Source organism: Cupriavidus sp. WGlv3, from assembly GCF_023952475.1.
Taxonomy (GTDB): Bacteria; Pseudomonadota; Gammaproteobacteria; order Burkholderiales; family Burkholderiaceae; genus Cupriavidus; species Cupriavidus phytorum.
This window is the reverse complement of the sequence record NZ_JALHRX010000021.1, coordinates 64269-78184: the sequence shown is the minus strand read 5'-3', so window position 1 is coordinate 78184 and position 13916 is coordinate 64269. Positions and strand designations below refer to the sequence as shown.

Sequence of the window (13916 nt, the reverse complement as noted above, 5' to 3'; positions counted from 1 at the left end):
ACGGGTATTACCGGGAACCAGGAGAAGAGAGCATGAAACGAGTGGCAAAGATGGTCGCGGCCGCTATGGCAGTCAGCGCGATGGGTGTGGCGACGGGCGCGTACGCCCAGGAATATCCCGGCAGCAAGCCGGTGACGGCGGTGGTGCCGTTTGCCGCGGGCGGCCCGACCGACAAGGTCTCGCGCGAACTGACCATGATCATGTCCAAGCACCTGGGCGCGACCATCGTGATCGAGAACCTCGGCGGTGCCGGCGGCACCATTGGCGCCAAGAAGGTGGTCCAGGCCAAGAACGATGGCCACACCGTGCTGATCCACCATATCGGCATGTCCACGGCACCGGCGCTGTACCGCAACCTGGGCTTCGATCCGCTCAAGGACTTTGAAATGGTCGGCGAGATCGCCGACGTGCCGATGGTGCTGGTGGGCAACAAGTCGCTGCCGCCCAACACTTTCAAGGACCTGGTGCCGTACATCAAGGCCAACGCCAGCAAGCTGTCGCTGGCCAATGCCGGCATCGGTTCGGCCTCGCACCTGTGCGGGCTGCTGTTCCAGAGCGCGATCCAGACCGAGCTGACCACGGTGCCGTACAAGGGCACCGCGCCGGCGCTGACCGACATCCTGGGTGGCCAGGTCAACCTGATGTGCGACCAGACCACCAATATCGCCGGCCAGCTCAAGGCGGGCGCGCTCAAGCCGTACGCGGCCATGCAGTCGCGCCGCGTGGAAGCCTTCAAGGACATCCCGACCGCCGCCGAGCAGGGCCTGCCGGGTGTCGAAGTGAAGATCTGGCACGCCATGTACGCGCCCAAGGGCACGCCCAAGCCGGTGATCGACAAGCTGTCGGCGGCGTTGCAGAAGTCGGTGGCCGACCCGGCCTTCCGCGCCAAGATGGCCGAGCTGGGCGCCGAGGCGGTGCCGGCGCAGCGCGCCACGCCGGATTCGCTGCGCACCTTCCTGGGCGCCGAGATCAACAAGTGGACCCCGGTGATCAAGAAGGCCGGCGTCTATGCGGACTGATCCGATGGAGTGATTCATGCGGCGCGCTGGCCTGCCGGCCGGCGCGTTGTGCCGAAGGGCCATGCGTTGCGCATGGCCCTTTTTGTTTTCCGCTCGCCGCGACCGGTGGTTGCCCGGCGTCCTATATTGGTCAGACTGCCGCCGCGCCGGCGCGGTGCGCTGTAGGCCTTGAAACCGTGCGGGGGCGTCGCCAACTACGGTCCTGACATATTCACGGAAGCCACCATGGAACAGTATCACGGCACTACCATCGTCAGCGTCCGCCGCGGCAATCAGGTCGCGCTGGGCGGTGATGGTCAGGTCACGCTTGGCAATATCGTGATGAAGGGCACCGCGCGCAAGGTGCGCCGCATCTACAACGGCAAGGTGCTGGTCGGGTTTGCCGGCAGCACCGCCGACGCCTTCTCGCTGCTGGACCGCTTCGAGGCCAAGCTCGAGAAATACCAGGGCAACCTGACGCGCGCCGCGGTCGACCTCGCCAAGGACTGGCGCTCGGACCGCGCGCTGCGCCGGCTGGAGGCCATGCTGATCACCGCCGACCGCGACACCACGCTGGTCATCACCGGCAACGGCGACGTGCTGGATCCCGAAGGCGGCATCGCCGCGATCGGCTCGGGCGGCGCCTATGCGCAGTCGGCGGCCAAGGCGCTGATGGAGAACACCGAGATGGCGCCGAAGGACGTGGTCGAGAAGGCGCTGACCATCGCCGGCGAGCTCTGCATCTATACCAACACCAATTTCGTCATCGAGACGCTGGAATAAGCCGCTGGCACCAGCGGGGGCCGGCGTACGCCCCCCGCGCACCGCGCCCCAACTGAACGGATACCATGTCGCACACCATGACCCCGTCGGAAATCGTTTCCGAACTCGACAAGCACATCATCGGCCAGAACAAGGCCAAGAAGGCCGTGGCGGTGGCGCTGCGCAACCGCTGGCGGCGCCAGCAGGTGGCCGAGCCCCTGCGCCAGGAAATCACCCCGAAGAACATCCTGATGATCGGGCCGACCGGTGTCGGCAAGACCGAGATCGCACGGCGCCTGGCCAAGCTGGCCGACGCGCCCTTCATCAAGATCGAGGCGACGAAGTTCACCGAGGTGGGCTATGTCGGCCGCGACGTCGACACCATCGTGCGCGACCTCGCCGAGATGGCGATCAAGCAGACGCGCGAATCCGAGATGAAGAAGGTGCGCACCAAGGCCGAGGACGCCGCCGAAGACCGGCTGCTCGACGTGCTGCTGCCGCCGCCGCGCGACATCGGCTTCTCGCAGCCGGAAGAGAAGGATTCCAACACCCGCCAAGTGTTCCGCAAGAAGCTGCGCGAAGGCCAGCTCGATGACAAGGACATCGAGCTCGAGGTCTCCGCCGGCATGCCGAGCATGGACATCATGGGCCCGCCGGGCATGGAAGACATGACCGAGCAGATCCGCACGATGTTCGCCGGCCTGGGCCAGGGCAAGAAGGCGCGCCGCAAGATGAAGGTCAAGGAAGCGTTCAAGCTGCTGATCGACGAAGAGGCCGCCAAGCTGGTCAACGACGAGGAGCTCAAGCACAAGGCCATCGCCAACGTCGAGCAGAACGGCATCGTGTTCCTGGACGAGATCGACAAGATCGCCAGCCGCAGCGATATCGGCGGCGGCGAGGTGTCGCGCCAGGGCGTGCAGCGCGATCTGCTGCCGCTGGTCGAGGGCACCACGGTGAACACCAAGTACGGCATGATCAAGACCGACCATATCCTGTTCATCGCCTCGGGCGCGTTCCACCTGTCCAAGCCGAGCGACCTGATCCCCGAGCTGCAGGGCCGTTTCCCGATCCGCGTGGAACTGGAATCGCTGTCGGTGCAGGACTTCGAGGCCATCCTGACGCAGACCGACGCCAGCCTGACCAAGCAGTACCAGGCGCTGCTGAATACCGAAGAGGTCAGCCTGGTGTTCGCGCCGGACGGTATCCGCCGGCTCGCCGAGATTGCGTTCTCGGTCAACGAGAAGGTCGAGAACATCGGCGCGCGCCGGCTCTATACGGTGATGGAGCGGCTGCTGGAAGACCTGTCGTTCCATGCCAGCAAATCGTCCGGCGAGACCGTGACCATCGACGCGGCGTATGTCGAGGAACGCCTGGGCGACCTCGCCGGCAACGAGGACCTGTCGCGCTACGTGCTGTAAAGCCCGCAGCCGGCCAAACGAAGGCGCACCACGGTGCGCCTTTTTCATGTCCGTGCGTTTCCACCTGCCACATCCCGGTAAGGCTCGTAAGCATTGGTAAGCCCGCTGGCCGGCGTTGCCGGGCGATGCGACCCTTGCGCACCTTGACGGTCGATTGACCGGTGCGGGAGCCACCGCATCCCCCTCAACCCACTGGCAGGAGAAATCACATGGTCCATTACAAGACCCGCCGGGTCGTGCTCGCCACGGGCGGCCTGCTGGCCGCGCTGGCCGCCGCCACGGCCTTCCTTTGCATCCGTCCGGCGATGCCGGCGGCTGAAGCCGCGCAATCCGGCACGCTCGGCGCGGCCGCCGCCGCGGCGGCGACGCTGGCACTGGATTCGGGCGCGCTGTTCACGCTGGCGGATCGCCATGCCGGCGATGCCATGCGCATTGCCGACAGCGGCGCTCCGCCGGACGGCGCCGAGGGGCTGGACTGGGACTACGTCCAGTTGCGCCTGTAAGGCGGCGTCATGCCACGCCATGCAAAAGGCCGCGCACGTGCGCGGCCTTTTGCATTGGGGACCCGTTCCGCGCCGTCAGCGCGATACCGGCCGCTTGCCCAGCTTGCGCTGCAAGGTGCGCCGGTGCATGTTCAGCGCCCGCGCGGTGGCTGAGATATTGCCGCCGTGCTCGGCCAGCACGCGCTGGATATGCTCCCACTCCAGCCGCGCCACCGACAGCGGCACCGGTTCTTCCAGCGCGGCCTGCGCCGCGTCTTCCGACACGCCCGCCATCAGCGCGGTCAGGATCGAATCGACATTGGCCGGCTTGGCCAGGTATTCATCGGCGCCCTGCTTGACCGCCGCCACCGCGGTGGCGATGCTGGCGTAGCCGGTCAGGATCAGGATGCGCGCGTCGGGCAGGGCCTGGCGCAGCGGCGCCACCAGCTGCAGCCCGGACTCGGCGGGCGCGGTGCTGCCGGCAGCGGGCGGCGGCTCCAGGTGAAGGTCCAGCGTGACGTAGGCAAAGTCGCTGCGCGCCGCCAGCGCCAGCGCGGTGCGGCCGTCGTGCGCCACCGCCACGGCATAGCCGCGGCGCGTCAGCGCGCGCGCCAGCGTGCCGGCAAAGACTTCGTCGTCGTCGATCACCAGGAAGGGCGTGCCGGCCGGTGCGGTGGCTTCGGGTACCGGGGTGAGGGGTTCGGTCATAAGGCAGAGGGCACGGTGGCGGCGGCAGCCGCCGAGGTGGAAAGCGTGGAGAGCGCGGGCAGGCGCAGTTCGGCGACGGTGCCGCCGCCCGGGCGGTCATGCCAGGCCAGTTCGCCGCCCATCTGCCGGGCGGCGCTTTGCGCCAGGTACAGCCCGATGCCCTGGCCGCCGTGCTGGCTGGCCACCGGGGTTTCGCCGAGCTGGCCGCGCAGCGCTTCGGGAATGCCGTCGCCCTGGTCGGCGACACGGAACGACAGCCACGGCGCGGTATTGCCCGGGGCCATGGCGATCTGCAACTGCAGCGGCTGCGCGCCGCGCCCGGCGGCCTGCTGGCTGCGCGCGGCGTTGTCCAGCAGGATGGTCAGGATCTGGCCCACGCGCGCGGTTTCCACCGCCTGCGCGCCGGCGCCCGGCGTGGCCACGGCCTGCAGGCTGGCATTGGGATGGCGCAGCTGCCAGCGTTCGGCAAACGCCGGCAGCCAGCCGTCGATGCGCTGCGGCGCCAGCGTGGCCGGGTCTTCGCGCAGCCGCGCCAGGGTCGAGCGGCACAGCGCCAGCTGCTGCTCCATGGTCTGCAGGTCGGGCAGGTAGCCGCTGATGGCGGCGGCGCCGCGGCCCGTGTCGGAGGCATCGGCGCGCAGCTCGCCGGCAATCACCGCCAACGTCGCCAGCGGCGTGCCGATTTCATGCGCCACCGCGGCGGCCTGGCCGTTCAGGTCTTCGACGCGCGCTTCGCGCAGCAGCTGCTCGCGCGCCAGGTTCAGCTGCGCTTCGCGCTGGCGCAGCACGCCCGACAGGCGCGCCACGAACAGCGCAATCATCACCGCGCTGGCGACAAAGTTCAGCCACATGCCGGCCAGGTGGTAGGTCACCGCGTTGTCCGGATTGTGCAGGTCCAGCGGCACGTATTCGATCAGCAGCACCGTGTAGCAGGCCAGCGCGTACAGCGCCAGCACAATCACCTGGCGCCACGGCAGGATGGCCGCGGCGATGGCCAGCCCCGGCAGGTAGAACGAGACGAACGGGTTGGTAGCGCCGCCGGTATAGAACAGGATCGCCGACAGCGCGGTCAGGTCCACCAGCAGCTGGCCCATCAGCTCGGCCTCGCCGGGCGCGCTGTTGCGCCGCGTGTGCTGGCGCAGCCGCAGGCCGGTGAGCAGGTTGAACAGCGCCTGCAGCCCCAGCACCACCAGCAGCGGCGTGTAGGGCAGGCGGATGCCGGCAATCGGCTCGCACACCAGCACGGTCAGCGCCTGTCCGCCCAGCAGCGCCCAGCGCAGCCAGAACAGCCGGCGCAGCGTCACCTGGCCATGGCGCGCCGAACCGCCGGCCGGCAGGGGCGACAGGAACGGGAAGTCAGGCAGGCGGGTCACGGCTGGGGCGGGGCGCATGGCGCGAGTGTATCAATGCCGCCGCGGGGCGCCGGCGCGTGCGACACCTTGCCGCATTGGCGTGCCGCCGCGGCGGCTGCCAGACTGGCTGGTTGCATGGTCGATCGCGCGCGCCTGGCGGCCACGCCGGGCGCAGGCAAGGCGGTCCTCGCCATGGTCTAATGTCTGCTTTCAGGAGAGCCTTTGATGCAAGCCAAATTCCGCCCGGCCACGCTGGCCGCACCCTTCGCCCTGGCCGCTGCGCTGGCATCGGGCGCCGCGCTGGCCCAGGTCGATGTCAGCAACGCCTGGGTGCGGGGCACGGTGCCGACCCAGACCGCTTCCGGCGCCTTCATGGTGCTGCACGCGCACCAGGACGCGAAGCTGGTCGGCGTGTCGTCGCCGCTGGCGGCGGCCGAGCTGCACGAGATGAAGATGGAAGGCAACGTGATGCGCATGCGCCAGGTCAAGTCACTGGACCTGCCCAGGATGCAGAACGTCGAACTGAAGCCGGGCGGCTACCACGTGATGCTGATGGACCTGAAGGCCCAACTCAAGCCCGGCGATACCGTGCCCATCACGCTGAAGATCGAGCAGGGCGGCAAGGTGGTCGAGCAGAAGGTCACGGCCGAGGTGCGCAGCATGGTGCCGGCCGCCGCCGGCCGCGGCCACGGCGACCACAAGCACTGACCGGCCTGGCCGTCGGCGCCGCGACATCATGGCCAACAAGCAGCATGGCACCCGCCAGAAGCTGGTTTTCCGCGGCCAGCCAGGCGCTGGCAAGCGTCCTGCGGGGCCGGCGCCGCGGCGTGAACCCCGGCCCCCGGGGCAAGCCCGGCCCACCGGGCGCCGTCAGCCGCGCAAGCTGATCGGCTCGTCCGAATCCTGAGTCGCCGCCGCCGCCTGTACGCGCTCGCGCAGCCAGGCGTGGGCCGGATCGGCCTCGGTGCGCTCGTGCCAGATCATGCTGAAGGTGAAGTCGTCCAGCGCGAACGGCGGCGCGAACACGGCGTAGCGCGGGTCGTCCTCGAGCGCGACCAGGCTGCGCCGCGCGGTGGTCAGCACCAGGTTGGTCCCGGCGATCAACGCCGGCGCCACGCTCCAGTGCGGCACCACGCAGGCGATCTTGCGCCGTCCCCCCAGCCTGGCCACGGCCGTGTCGATCGCGTCCATGCGTTCGCTGTGCGTGGCCACCAGCACGTGCGAGCGCGCCAGGTAGGCCACCTGGTCGAGCCGGCCGGTATCGCGCACGGTGGCGGCATCGACCGCGCAGGCATAGCTTTCGCGGAACAGTTCGGCGGACTGCACGCCTTCGGGCTGGTGGCTGAACACCCCCAGCGCCATGTCGATCTCGCCGTCGGCGACCTGCGCGGTCATGCCCTCGCGGCTGGCCTGCGACACCACCAGGTCGATATTGGGCGCGGCCTTGCGCACCGCGCGCAGCAGCCGCGGCAGCACCACCAGCGCGCCGTAGTCGGACATCGCCAGCCGGAAGCTGCGCCGTGCGGTGGCCGGCTGGAAGCCGCTCGGCCCCAGCAGGATGCGAACCTGCGCCAGCGCCTCGGCCAGCGGCCCCGACAGCTCGTGTGCGCGCGAGCTCAGCACCAGCCCGCCCTTGCCGCGCACCAGGATCGGGTCATCGAGCAGCTGCCGCAGCCGCCCGAGCGCATGGCTGACCGCCGGCTGGCTCAGGTGCAGCCGCAGCGCGGCGCGGGAGATATGGCGCTCCGCCAGCAGCGCTTCCAGCACCACCAGCAGGTTGAGGTCGATTCCGCGTAGGCTATTCATTCGGCGAATATTAAAGGTACGAAAGCAGAATTGGAAATTCGCAAAGCGATATTTCAAACTGCTGGCATCGCATCTTGCCTTATGGAGCGCGCCATGTCAGGCACCCAGCTGTCGTTTTCGATCCCGGCATCGCTGTGGCTGCCGTTAGGCACTGCCGTACTGGCCGGTGCCGCGATCCCGTTCCAGGCCGGGGCCAACGCCACGCTCGGGCGCATGCTCGGCCATCCGCTGTCGGCCACGCTGGTGTCGCTGCTGGTCAGCCTGGTGGCGCTGCTGCCGGTGCTGTGGCTGATGCGGGTGCCGCTGCCGTCGCCGGCGGCGCTGGCGCAGGCGCCGGCCTGGCTGTGGAGCGGCGGGGTGCTGGGGGTGTTCTATATCTCGGCCGCGCTGATCATGGCGCCCAGGCTGGGCGCCGCCGGCTTCATCGCCGCGGTGGTGGCCGGGCAGGTGCTGGCCGCGCTGCTGGTGGACCAGTTCGGCCTGGCCGGGTTTGCGGTGCGCGCGCTGACACCGGCGCGGCTGGCCGGCGCTGCGCTGATCGTCGCCGGGATGCTGGCGATGCAGTGGGACAGCGGCGCGGCGGCCGCGCCGGCGCGTCAGCCGGCCGCTGGATCGGGTGCGGAATCAGGTGCGGAATCAGGGGTGGAATCCGGCGCCTGATCCGCCTGTCGCCGCTCCGCCAGGCAGGCCGGGCACACGCAGTGCTGGCCCGGCACGATCTGCCGCGCCGGCAGCAGCGGCTGGCTGGCGCACCAGCACTCGGGCAGTCCGGCCACATAGCCGCAGACAAAGCCTGCGCCGCAGCGGCTGCAATGTTCGACTGGTCGCAACTGGCCGGTCAGCACCGCGGCGGCGTCGCTCATGGCCGCCCCCGCCGCGGTGGCGGCATGGACGGGATCCGGTCGGGCGAGCGGGAGATGGCTGCGGACATGGTGGCAAGGACTCGGGAACACTGTGGTGCGGCGCCGGCCAAATGGCTGAGAAGGCGATGCGCCTGTTGCATCGACGGAACGCGCCGGTGCCCCGCAGGCCGCTTGCAGCCGGTTCGCCGTGCCCGGTTGGGCCGGCGCGCTTTCGCCCCGCGCGGTTTCTTGTAAAATCGGCGCCTGCCGTGGCCGGATGGCGCACTTTCGGGTGATCCCCGGGGGCGATCCGTCGGGCTTCCCCCCGGGGACGCGGCCGCTTAGCCATCATACCTGTTGATTCTCACGGATGTCCCCCATGAACGCCGACAACCCTGGGCCTGCCGCGACCGCGGTGGCCGCCATCGCTCCCGCACTGAAAGCCGAGATCCTCGCCGAGGCCCTGCCGTATATCCGCAAGTTCCACGGCAAGACCATCGTGGTCAAGTACGGCGGCAATGCCATGACCGAAGAGAAGCTCAAGCACGGCTTCGCGCGCGACGTGATCCTGCTGAAGCTGGTCGGCATGAACCCGGTGGTGGTGCACGGCGGCGGCCCGCAGATCGACGAGGCGCTGAAGAAGGTCGGCAAGGTCGGCACCTTCGTGCAGGGCATGCGCGTCACCGACGAAGAGACCATGGAAGTGGTCGAGTGGGTGCTGGGCGGTGAAGTCCAGCAGGACATCGTGATGCTGATCAACCAGTACGGCGGCCAGGCCGTCGGCCTGACCGGCAAGGACGGCGGCCTGATCCGCGCCAAGCGCCTGCAGATGCCCGACCGCGAGAACCCGGGCGCGTTCATCGACATCGGCTATGTCGGCGACATCGAGGCGATCAACCCGGCGGTGGTCAAGGCGCTGCAGGACGACGCCTTCATCCCGGTGATCTCGCCGATCGGCTTCTCCGACGACGGCCAGGCCTACAACATCAACGCCGACGTGGTCGCCGGCAAGATGGCCGAGATCCTCAAGGCCGAGAAGCTGGTGATGATGACCAACATCCCGGGCGTGATGGACAAGAAGGGCAACCTGCTGACCGACCTGTCCGCGCGCGAGATCGAGGAGCTGTTCGCCGACGGCACCATCTCTGGCGGCATGCTGCCGAAGATTTCGTCGGCGCTGGACGCGGCCAAGAGCGGCGTGCATTCGGTGCACATCATCGACGGCCGCATCGAGCATTCGCTGCTGCTGGAAATCCTGACCGAGCAGGCCTTCGGCACCATGATCCGCTCGCATTGAGCGGAGCCCCGGAGCGGCGCCGGCCAGGCCGGCCGCTCCGGCATATCCCACCACCTTCCGAGTTGCCCGGCGTGCCTTCCAGTCTTTCCTCACCGCGCCGTGTCCGCGCTCGCCTCCGCCGCCGTCCCGCGGGCGATACCTCGGGCGGCACGGTCTGGCTGTTCGATCTCGACAACACGCTGCACGACGCCTCGCACGCGATCTTCCCGGCGATCAACCGGCTGATGACCGCCTACGTGGCGCGCGTGCTCGGCTGTGACGAGGCCACCGCCAGCCGCGTGCGCGTGGACTACTGGCAGCGCTACGGCGCCACGCTGCTCGGCATGATCCGCCACCACGGCGTCGACCCGGCGGACTTCCTGCGCGCCGCCCATGAATTCCCGGCGCTGGCCGAGATGGTGCGGGTGCGGCGCGGCCTGGCCGCGCACCTGCGGCGCCTGCCCGGGCGCAAGATCCTGGTCACCAACGCGCCGCAGGACTATGCGCGCGCGGTGCTGGAGATCGCGGGCATCCGCCATTGCTTCGAGCGCGTGGTGGCGATCGAGCAGATGTGGGTGCATGGCCATCTGCGGCCCAAGCCGGACCGCCGCATGCTGCGCCGGCTGCTGGCGCAGGCGCGCATCGCGCCGCATCGCGCGGTGTTGGTGGAGGATACCGTGTCGCATCTCAAGCGCTACGCCGGCACCGGCATCCGCACCGCGTGGGTGACGGGCTACCTGCGCACGGTCGCGCCGTCACGCCCGCACGAGGTGTCCGCCGCGCCCGCCGCCGCGCATGACGACGGCAGCCGCCGTGACGCCGCGGTGCGCTCGACGCTGCAGGCCGAGGACCGCCGCCATGCCGGCCACGCGGTGCAGGAGCGCTCGGTGACGCTGGTGGCCGCCGAGACCCAGGCGCCGCAGGCGCAGCCGGACAACGTGCCGCGCGTGCGCGCCCGCGTGCCGAACCGGCCGGCCTATGTGGACATAAAAGTACAATCGATGCATCAACTCCAACGACGAATGCGGAGAACCGGGTCATGACGCAAAGCAACGGGCGCGCACCAGAAGCGGCCATTACGGGCAGCGAGCCGGACGCCGACCAGCAGCCGGCGGCGCCGGCGCGCAAGCGTCCGCGCCCCGGCGAGCGCCGCGTGCAGATCCTGCAGACGCTGGCGACCATGCTGGAGCACCCGCGCGGGGAGAAGATCACCACCGCGGCGCTGGCCGCGCGACTGAGCGTGTCCGAGGCGGCGCTGTACCGGCATTTCGCCAGCAAGGCGCAGATGTACGAGGGCCTGATCGGCTTTATCGAGCAGACCGTGTTCGGCCTGATCAACCAGATCACCGACAAGGAGGAGCACGGCCTGCGCCAGGTTCATGCGATCGTGCGCATGCTGCTGTCGTTCGCGGAAAAGAACCCGGGCATGACGCGTGTGCTGACCGGCGAGGCCCTGGTGGGCGAGCACGAACGGCTGCAGGAGCGCATCAACCAGGTGGTGGACCGCATCGAGGCGTCGCTGCGACAGTGCCTGAAGGTGGCCGTGACCCAGGCCGCGTTCCCGGCGGATGCCGATATTCCCGCGCGCGCCGCGCTGATCATGGCGGCGGTGCAGGGCCAGTGGCACCGCTATGCCAAGAGCGGTTTCCGCAAGTCGCCGTCGGACCATGCCGAGGCGCATCTGCGCGTGCTGCTGGGCTGAATGCAACCAGCCGGGCCGATTGCTCTATAATTGCCCGGTCGCGCCGATTTGATGACTGGCTTGCGGGCGCGCGGCAGCCACGGACAAGGTCCGATGGCTCGCCACTATAAATGCGGCTAAAGAGGTTGGGTCGGCGCCCCATGCCACCACGGCAGTGGATGGCGCCGGCACGCGGAATCCCGCAAGGAATCCAGCGAATCCCGACTCGGCTGCGACGCTTGATACGCAAATGCCGGTCGGGTTTTTTTATGCCCGTTCGCCACGGGCCGGATTCCATGACTGATGTCGCCCTGCCGACCGCCGCGCCTGCCGCGTTCGACCTGCCGCCGGATTCGGTCGGCGTGGTCGCGCCGCAGCGCATGCACTTTGCCGAGCCGCTGAAGCTGCGCAACGGCTCGTCCATCGCCGGCTACGACCTGATGGTCGAGACCTACGGCACGCTCAACGCGGACCGCTCCAACGCGGTGCTGGTGTGCCACGCGCTGAACGCCTCGCACCATGTCGCCGGCGTGTATGCCGACGCCCCGCGCGACGTGGGCTGGTGGGACAACATGGTCGGTCCCGGCAAGCCGCTCGATACCAACCGCTTCTTCGTCATCGGCGTCAACAACCTGGGCTCGTGCTTCGGCTCGACCGGGCCGATGAGCCTGAACCCGGCCACCGGGGCCCCCTATGGCGCGGCGTTCCCCGTGGTCACGGTCGAAGACTGGGTCAATGCGCAGGCGCGCGTGGCCGACGCGTTCGGCATCGCGCAGTTTGCCGCGGTGATGGGCGGCAGCCTGGGCGGCATGCAGGCGGTGGCCTGGAGCCTGATGTATCCGGAGCGCCTGCGCCACTGCATCGTGATCGCGTCCACGCCCAAGCTGTCGGCGCAGAACATCGCCTTCAACGAAGTGGCGCGCAGCGCGATCCTGTCGGACCCGGACTTCCACGGCGGCAACTACTACGCGCACGGCGTCAAGCCCAAGCGCGGCCTGCGCGTGGCGCGCATGATCGGCCATATCACCTACCTGTCGGACGAGGACATGGCCGAGAAATTCGGCCGCGAGCTCAAGAGCGAGGACATCCGCTTCTCGTTCGACGTCGAGTTCCAGGTGGAAAGCTACCTGCGCTACCAGGGCGACAAGTTCGCCGAGTACTTCGACGCCAACACCTACCTGCTGATCACGCGCGCGCTCGACTACTTCGATCCCGCGCTCGCCCACGGCGGCGACCTGACGCGTGCGATGGCGCAGACCAGGGCCAGCTTCCTGGTGGCCAGCTTCGGCACCGACTGGCGCTTCGCGCCCAGCCGCAGCCGCGAACTGGTCAAGGCGCTGCTGGACAACAAGCGCCCGGTCTCGTACGCCGAGATCGACGCGCCACACGGCCACGACGCCTTCCTGCTCGACGACCCGCGCTACCACAACCTGATGCGCGCCTACTACGACCGCATCGCGGAGGAGATCGGCGCATGAACGCCCTGGCCAATCCCAATATCCTGGCGCTGCGTCCAGACTTCCGCGCGATCGCGCGCTGGATCGAACCCAGTTCCACCGTGCTCGACCTGGGCTGCGGCGACGGCAGCCTGCTGCGCGTGCTGCAGGACGAACTGGACGTGCAGGCCTACGGCATCGAGATTCGCGACGAAGGCGTGCTGGCCTGCGCGCAGAAGGGCGTGCACGTGATCCAGCAGAACCTGGAAGGCGGGCTGGCGCTGTTCGAGGACAAGAGCTTCGACACGGTGATCCTGTCGCAGACGCTGCAGACCATCCACAACACCGCGCAGGTGTTGCGCGACACGCTGCGGGTGGGGCGCGAGTGCATCGTCTCGTTCCCTAACTTCGGCTACTGGCCGCACCGGCTGTCGGTGTTCCGCGGCCGCATGCCGGTGTCGGAATCGCTGCCCTACCAGTGGTACAACACCCCCAACGTGCGTGTGCTGACCATCAGCGACTTCGAGGCGCTGGCGCCCAAGGTTGGCCTGCGCGTGATCGACCGCGTCGTGATGCACGAGGGCGTGACCGTCAATTGGGGCGTCAACTGGCGCGGCAGCCTGGCGGTGTACCGGGTCTGCGCCGCCTGAGCCGGGTGAGCGGGGTGAGCACCTAGCCTGGCAGCGCGCCGGCCTGGTACTGCGCCGCGAACTCCGCCGATGCCGGGATCGGCTTGATGATGTCGATCAGCACGCCGTTGGGATCGGCGGTGATGAAATGCCGCTGGCCGAAGGCCTCGTCTCGCAGCGGCTGCAGGATCGGCAGCCCCGCCGCGCGCAGGCGCTCATGGAGGGCATCCGGGTCTTCCACCTCGAAGTTCAGCAGCAGCCCCTGCGCGCGCTGGCCGCGGGCCGGCGCGGGGATGGTCTCGTGGCTGCCGTCGAGCACGGCGAGGTTGACCGTGGGGTCGTCCGACAGTTGCAGGTGCACGTACCAGTCGCTGGCGAACAGGGCCGTGAAGCCGAAATGCTGTTGATAGAACGCGGCCGTCCCGGCCACATCGGCGGTCATGATGACCGGGTAATAGCTGGTGATTTTCATGCGGGCTCCTGGTGGCAAATACATGCAGTCTGTATGTAAATCGATATTAAGATA

General features: G+C 68.8%; 16 protein-coding genes. 11 read left to right on the top strand and 5 right to left on the bottom strand.

All coding sequences use genetic code 11. From position 1 onward, the window contains the following. Positions 1 to 32: 32 nt before the first annotated feature. From MKD38_RS25845 to MKD38_RS25830, 4 genes are all read left to right on the top strand, one after another. On the top strand, positions 33 to 1019 hold the full coding sequence (locus MKD38_RS25845; protein WP_252681475.1) for a tripartite tricarboxylate transporter substrate-binding protein: 987 nt from the start codon (positions 33 to 35) through the stop codon (positions 1017 to 1019). A 225-nt stretch (positions 1020 to 1244) separates the two neighbouring features. Continuing rightward, on the top strand, positions 1245 to 1781 hold the full coding sequence (gene hslV, locus MKD38_RS25840; RefSeq protein WP_012351483.1) for an ATP-dependent protease subunit HslV: 537 nt from the start codon (positions 1245 to 1247) through the stop codon (positions 1779 to 1781). Positions 1782 to 1846: 65 nt separating this feature from the next. Beyond that, positions 1847 to 3178: an ATP-dependent protease ATPase subunit HslU gene (gene hslU, locus MKD38_RS25835; protein WP_252681472.1), complete on the top strand. Its 1332-nt coding sequence runs from the start codon at positions 1847 to 1849 to the stop codon at positions 3176 to 3178. A 209-nt stretch (positions 3179 to 3387) separates the two neighbouring features. Beyond that, a complete protein-coding gene (locus MKD38_RS25830) occupies positions 3388 to 3681 on the top strand; it encodes a hypothetical protein (RefSeq protein WP_252681469.1) in 294 nt (97 codons plus the stop codon). Positions 3682 to 3756: 75 nt separating this feature from the next. Here the strand turns inward: MKD38_RS25830 and MKD38_RS25825 are convergent, their stop codons facing one another. Together MKD38_RS25825 and MKD38_RS25820 are read right to left on the bottom strand one after the other, a co-directional pair. Further along, complete coding sequence (locus MKD38_RS25825) at positions 3757 to 4368, bottom strand: response regulator transcription factor (RefSeq protein ID WP_252681466.1); 612 nt, start codon at positions 4366 to 4368, stop codon at positions 3757 to 3759. Further along, a complete protein-coding gene (locus MKD38_RS25820) occupies positions 4365 to 5759 on the bottom strand; it encodes an ATP-binding protein (protein WP_252681464.1) in 1395 nt (464 codons plus the stop codon). Before MKD38_RS25820 ends, MKD38_RS25825 begins: the two co-directional genes overlap by 4 nt. Before the next feature lie 186 nt (positions 5760 to 5945). On the opposite strand from MKD38_RS25820, the gene MKD38_RS25815 reads away from it, so the two are divergent. Further along, on the top strand, positions 5946 to 6428 hold the full coding sequence (locus MKD38_RS25815; RefSeq protein ID WP_252681462.1) for a copper chaperone PCu(A)C: 483 nt from the start codon (positions 5946 to 5948) through the stop codon (positions 6426 to 6428). A 162-nt stretch (positions 6429 to 6590) separates the two neighbouring features. Here MKD38_RS25815 and MKD38_RS25810 read toward each other — a convergent pair whose 3' ends face one another. Then, the gene (locus tag MKD38_RS25810) at positions 6591 to 7526 is read right to left on the bottom strand and encodes a LysR family transcriptional regulator (protein ID WP_252681460.1); all 936 of its coding nucleotides are present in this window, start codon (positions 7524 to 7526) and stop codon (positions 6591 to 6593) included. 93 nt (positions 7527 to 7619) lie between these two features. On the opposite strand from MKD38_RS25810, the gene MKD38_RS25805 reads away from it, so the two are divergent. Further along, the gene (locus MKD38_RS25805; RefSeq protein ID WP_252681458.1) at positions 7620 to 8186 is read left to right on the top strand and encodes a DMT family transporter; all 567 of its coding nucleotides are present in this window, start codon (positions 7620 to 7622) and stop codon (positions 8184 to 8186) included. Here MKD38_RS25805 and MKD38_RS25800 read toward each other — a convergent pair. Further along, positions 8123 to 8389, bottom strand: coding sequence for a cysteine-rich CWC family protein (locus MKD38_RS25800; RefSeq protein WP_252681456.1), 267 nt, complete (start codon positions 8387 to 8389; stop codon positions 8123 to 8125). The genes MKD38_RS25805 and MKD38_RS25800 overlap by 64 nt on opposite strands. Positions 8390 to 8747: 358 nt before the next feature. Here MKD38_RS25800 and argB point away from each other — a divergent pair, with 358 nt between their 5' ends. From argB to metW, 5 genes are all read left to right on the top strand, one after another. After that, positions 8748 to 9665: an acetylglutamate kinase gene (argB, locus tag MKD38_RS25795; RefSeq protein ID WP_039008462.1), complete on the top strand. Its 918-nt coding sequence runs from the start codon at positions 8748 to 8750 to the stop codon at positions 9663 to 9665. 71 nt (positions 9666 to 9736) lie between these two features. Next, positions 9737 to 10687: a pyrimidine 5'-nucleotidase gene (locus MKD38_RS25790; protein WP_252681455.1), complete on the top strand. Its 951-nt coding sequence runs from the start codon at positions 9737 to 9739 to the stop codon at positions 10685 to 10687. Beyond that, complete coding sequence (gene slmA / locus MKD38_RS25785) at positions 10684 to 11346, top strand: nucleoid occlusion factor SlmA (RefSeq protein ID WP_252681453.1); 663 nt, start codon at positions 10684 to 10686, stop codon at positions 11344 to 11346. The genes MKD38_RS25790 and slmA overlap by 4 nt, the downstream gene beginning before the upstream one ends. A gap of 275 nt (positions 11347 to 11621) precedes the next feature. Further along, positions 11622 to 12803, top strand: coding sequence for a homoserine O-succinyltransferase MetX (gene metX, locus MKD38_RS25780; protein WP_252681451.1), 1182 nt, complete (start codon positions 11622 to 11624; stop codon positions 12801 to 12803). Next, complete coding sequence (metW, locus tag MKD38_RS25775; RefSeq protein WP_252681448.1) at positions 12800 to 13411, top strand: methionine biosynthesis protein MetW; 612 nt, start codon at positions 12800 to 12802, stop codon at positions 13409 to 13411. Before metX ends, metW begins: the two co-directional genes overlap by 4 nt. A 22-nt stretch (positions 13412 to 13433) precedes the next feature. Here metW and MKD38_RS25770 read toward each other — a convergent pair whose 3' ends face one another. Beyond that, positions 13434 to 13862, bottom strand: a complete 429-nt coding sequence (locus MKD38_RS25770; RefSeq protein WP_252681446.1) for a VOC family protein — start codon at positions 13860 to 13862, stop codon at positions 13434 to 13436. Positions 13863 to 13916: the final 54 nt, after the last annotated feature.

Bases quoted from the DNA above. Each gene is read 5' to 3' on its own strand.
- MKD38_RS25845 (WP_252681475.1), top strand. From the start codon at position 33: ATGAAACGAGTGGCAAAGATGGTCGCGGCCGCTATGGCAGTCAGCGCG.
- hslV (WP_012351483.1), top strand. From the start codon at position 1,245: ATGGAACAGTATCACGGCACTACCATCGTCAGCGTCCGCCGCGGCAAT.
- hslU (WP_252681472.1), top strand. From the start codon at position 1,847: ATGTCGCACACCATGACCCCGTCGGAAATCGTTTCCGAACTCGACAAG.
- MKD38_RS25830 (WP_252681469.1), top strand. From the start codon at position 3,388: ATGGTCCATTACAAGACCCGCCGGGTCGTGCTCGCCACGGGCGGCCTG.
- MKD38_RS25825 (WP_252681466.1), bottom strand. From the start codon at position 4,368: ATGACCGAACCCCTCACCCCGGTACCCGAAGCCACCGCACCGGCCGGC.
- MKD38_RS25820 (WP_252681464.1), bottom strand. From the start codon at position 5,759: ATGCGCCCCGCCCCAGCCGTGACCCGCCTGCCTGACTTCCCGTTCCTG.
- MKD38_RS25815 (WP_252681462.1), top strand. From the start codon at position 5,946: ATGCAAGCCAAATTCCGCCCGGCCACGCTGGCCGCACCCTTCGCCCTG.
- MKD38_RS25810 (WP_252681460.1), bottom strand. From the start codon at position 7,526: ATGAATAGCCTACGCGGAATCGACCTCAACCTGCTGGTGGTGCTGGAA.
- MKD38_RS25805 (WP_252681458.1), top strand. From the start codon at position 7,620: ATGTCAGGCACCCAGCTGTCGTTTTCGATCCCGGCATCGCTGTGGCTG.
- MKD38_RS25800 (WP_252681456.1), bottom strand. From the start codon at position 8,389: ATGAGCGACGCCGCCGCGGTGCTGACCGGCCAGTTGCGACCAGTCGAA.
- argB (WP_039008462.1), top strand. From the start codon at position 8,748: ATGAACGCCGACAACCCTGGGCCTGCCGCGACCGCGGTGGCCGCCATC.
- slmA (WP_252681453.1), top strand. From the start codon at position 10,684: ATGACGCAAAGCAACGGGCGCGCACCAGAAGCGGCCATTACGGGCAGC.
- metX (WP_252681451.1), top strand. From the start codon at position 11,622: ATGACTGATGTCGCCCTGCCGACCGCCGCGCCTGCCGCGTTCGACCTG.
- metW (WP_252681448.1), top strand. From the start codon at position 12,800: ATGAACGCCCTGGCCAATCCCAATATCCTGGCGCTGCGTCCAGACTTC.
- MKD38_RS25770 (WP_252681446.1), bottom strand. From the start codon at position 13,862: ATGAAAATCACCAGCTATTACCCGGTCATCATGACCGCCGATGTGGCC.